This is a genomic window from Acidaminococcales bacterium (assembly GCA_031290885.1).
GTDB lineage: Bacteria > Bacillota > Negativicutes > Acidaminococcales > JAISLQ01 > JAISLQ01.
The window spans coordinates 1-3,138 of record JAISLQ010000052.1; the positions used below are offsets into that span (position 1 = coordinate 1).

6 protein-coding genes are annotated in these 3,138 nt (G+C 51.8%); all 6 read right to left on the reverse strand.

From position 1 onward, the window contains the following. Nucleotides 1-105: 105 nt before the first annotated feature. Nucleotides 106-963, reverse strand: coding sequence for a hypothetical protein (locus LBO03_06325; protein ID MDR3349201.1), 858 nt, complete (start codon nt 961-963; stop codon nt 106-108). A 300-nt stretch (nt 964-1,263) separates the two neighbouring features. Next, complete coding sequence (locus LBO03_06330) at nt 1,264-1,509, reverse strand: DUF1156 domain-containing protein (GenBank protein ID MDR3349202.1); 246 nt, start codon at nt 1,507-1,509, stop codon at nt 1,264-1,266. Next, nucleotides 1,506-1,883 carry a DUF86 domain-containing protein gene (locus LBO03_06335; protein MDR3349203.1) on the reverse strand — a complete coding sequence of 126 codons (378 nt, stop codon included), beginning with the start codon at nt 1,881-1,883 and terminating at the stop codon, nt 1,506-1,508. Before LBO03_06335 ends, LBO03_06330 begins: the two co-directional genes overlap by 4 nt. After that, complete coding sequence (locus tag LBO03_06340) at nt 1,870-2,163, reverse strand: nucleotidyltransferase domain-containing protein (protein MDR3349204.1); 294 nt, start codon at nt 2,161-2,163, stop codon at nt 1,870-1,872. The genes LBO03_06335 and LBO03_06340 overlap by 14 nt, the downstream gene beginning before the upstream one ends. A gap of 2 nt (nt 2,164-2,165) precedes the next feature. Continuing rightward, the gene (locus tag LBO03_06345; GenBank protein MDR3349205.1) at nt 2,166-2,732 is read right to left on the reverse strand and encodes a DUF3780 domain-containing protein; all 567 of its coding nucleotides are present in this window, start codon (nt 2,730-2,732) and stop codon (nt 2,166-2,168) included. A gap of 2 nt (nt 2,733-2,734) precedes the next feature. Beyond that, nucleotides 2,735-3,138 (reverse strand): hypothetical protein (locus tag LBO03_06350; GenBank protein MDR3349206.1); only part of this gene is annotated, 404 nt, incomplete at its 5' end.

Consider the following 3,138-nt stretch of genomic DNA (forward strand, 5'->3'; position numbering starts at 1 on the left):
GCTTCGATGATCCGCTTGCGTAGATCATTTGATAATGGTCCAGGCATTCTGTAAATACCACCATCCTTTTAGGCGCTTACAGAATAATATATAGTATGCATTATGTCAAATTGCTATAAGTATACTATTTTCCGCCTTTTTGACAGACCGGATCAAGCGGCTCAGCAAGAACAGCTGCCACGCATTGAACAAATGGTTCCAGTGCGTCCAGCCACGTTCACGAATAAGCTGCTCTGTATTGTAACCAGATTCAATCTCCATACTTGGCACAAGTCCCTGCTCCTGCCATTTGACAATATTTTGCGCAACGATACGGCGCACATCTTCCTCGTTCGCAATATCCCGCTCGTTCGGAGCGCGATAATAGCGTTCAGCGCGTGATTTTTCCTTTGCGGGTTTCTCGTATTTGACGCAGTAAAGCCGTTCCTGATAAACATCGTCGGGTCGCGGCTCGAACTCGCTTTTCTCCCAACGGCGCAGTCCGTAAACAGTGTCGCCGTTTTCATCCTTGCGGTCGTGGCGAAGAACGCTAATCGGCGTGGTTTTTCCGCAATGCGGGCAGACTAACCCCTTCGAGGTCACGGTACCGTTTTCGGCCTCTTTCATTTCGGTGGCGGTGGCGCTCATTTTTACGTCAATATCGTAGCGGTTGCCGCTTTTCGCGAGCATCGCAATTGTTTTTGTGCCCTTGCCGATAACCCACGATGGCGCCATAGGAACTTTTATTCCGCACTCCGGGCAAACCGCTTCGACGCAATACAGATATGATACCGCGCGGTCGCCTTTTTCGTTATGCTCTATGCCGAGTTCGGCAATCTCCTTATCTACCGCGTCATAGATTTCTTGTTGAAACTTTTTTACTTCTTCTATCTCCGCGTAGCTCGCGCCGCAGATGTTGATTGCCGCCCACGTCAAAAGCCCCGCGACGGGATTGAGGTCGGAAGCGTACACGTCAAGCCCCATCCGCGCCGCTTCAAAGGGTATCGAACCGCCGCCGCAGAAGCAGTCTCCGACCGTCGCGATCTGCCCGAAGCGTTTTTCGGATAGCTGACGCGTTAAATCTCGCAGATTGTAAGCGTGAACGCCAAGGTGATGATTTATCTCACGCCACGCGTGGTCGTCCGCAGGTCGCTCAAACTGTTCCGGGCGAACGCAGGATTTAAGCCGCTCGTCATAGCCTAGCTTGTCAAAATCGCGGTAAAGCTCCTTTTCCCGTTCATGCCAATAGTTATCACTCTTTTCCTCCCAGGTCTTGTGGCGTTGCTATAATCCACTGTCGTCCATACTCATTATTTTCAGAAAGATTTCCATATCGCGACGCGGGTTGTCGCTTGCGGGCATAAGGCAACCGAGTATCGCGGCGCGGACAAGCACAAGCGGCTTGCGTCCCCACCACTTGCCCAAGCCCGTCAATGTTTGACTTTGTACAGCTTTTCGCTCCTTGTAGCTCTCTTTTGAAAGCTTAGAGACGGGGAATTGTTTTTCTATAAACGATTGTACGCCGCTCATGCCTTGTCCTCGCTTTCCCCATATCCCTCCATCCGCAGAATCTCGCCGCAATACTCTTTCAAGCGCGGTATGTCTGTTGTGATGGTAGTCCAAGTCTGGGCGATATTCATATTGTCGTAGTCATGGGCAAAGACATTTCGCATTGCCCGAATCAGCTTCCACGGTACGCCGTTGTGCCGGTCGCGAAAGTCGTCGGTGAGCCGCGCCGCCAGTTCGCCTATTTGCAAAACGCACATGGCGCAGGCGCTGCGATATGCGAAATCCGCGCTGAACGCAACTTGCGTTTTGCCAAAACGTTCGGTCATTGCATCGATTTCAGCACAGTACTCTTGAATCCGGGCAACGATATGGAGGTTCTTGTTATGCTCCGCCATACAACGGCACCTCCTCGTCGCGTATTGCTTGGTAGAAAGAATCCCGGATATTCTCAGTCAATACCACGTCCACTTCGCGGCCCAGGGCTTCTTCCAGATCAAGCCGCAGGGCGGCAATGTCATATAAATTACGAATGTTTCCTCCGACGATACGGAAGTCCAAGTCGCTGTTTTCGTCGGCGTCTCCCCTCGCGTAAGAACCAAAAAGGTAAACGCTTTGAATGCCATATCTGGGCGCGATGGCGCCGACAGCTTTTTTTATCTCGTTCCGATCTAACATATTCAAGATCTCCCTTCCCAGAAGCGGTCATCGAACAGCGTGTGCTGTCGGGGTTCGATGACCGGGTTCTCGCAAAGCGCGTACATGAGCGCCTTGCGCCAGCCCCTGCGGTCTTTGAGTTCTCCCGTCGCCGCGTTGGTCATCGTGTAGAGCCACCAGCGCTCCTCCGGCATAAGCCCTTTCCAGTTTCGCACGGCTGTCGTGATGACGGACGGGTCGCAGTCCTCGATAGCCCAAAGAAGCGCCATCATTTCTTTGCCGAACAGCCGTTCAACAGGCGCGCCGCCTACGGCGGGAAACTTGCCGATTTTTAGGCCGTCTTTTTTCAGGCGGGCATTAAACTCGTTTGCAAGCGCGGTCTTGACCTGGCTCCATTTGTGCTTGGATATCTCAATCCTCAGCACGTCCGCATCGGTTAAAATCTGCTCGTCGCCCTGCGTCCAGGAGTATCGTTCGTATATTTGTATCGGCGGGGAAACCGCGTTTGGAGGTTTCGGGCGCGACAGCACAAAGAAATGGTTCTCGCTTTGCGCCGGGTCTACGCCGAAGCCGTAGGTTCGCTTTTTCATTGTTATTTGAAAGTTCCATTTTTATAAAGCTCGCTCGCGTCGAGTTTGTTTATCTCGACCCATTGTTTGAACGCCGCGCCTGTGGCAAACAGTATCGTTTTGTATTCGAACTCAACCTCGACTTCTTTTCCGGCAAAGGCTGTTTCACGGATAAGATCAGCCATTGACTGTAAATTATCCGTATCCCAAGACACTTTGGCCGTCGTAATTTCCATATAGTTGTCAGGGTTTGCCTTTTCACTGACGGTCACTGTGAATTGCCTGACAAAAGTTCCCGGAAGCTGTTTCAGCTTGGCGAACTCCGCATAGGCGAGTTCCGTGTCGCCGCACTTTTTTTGGGAGTTCATCGTGTATTCAAGCGGCGCGGCATCGTCGATCTCCACTTTCTTTTTGCCGGATTTGGCAT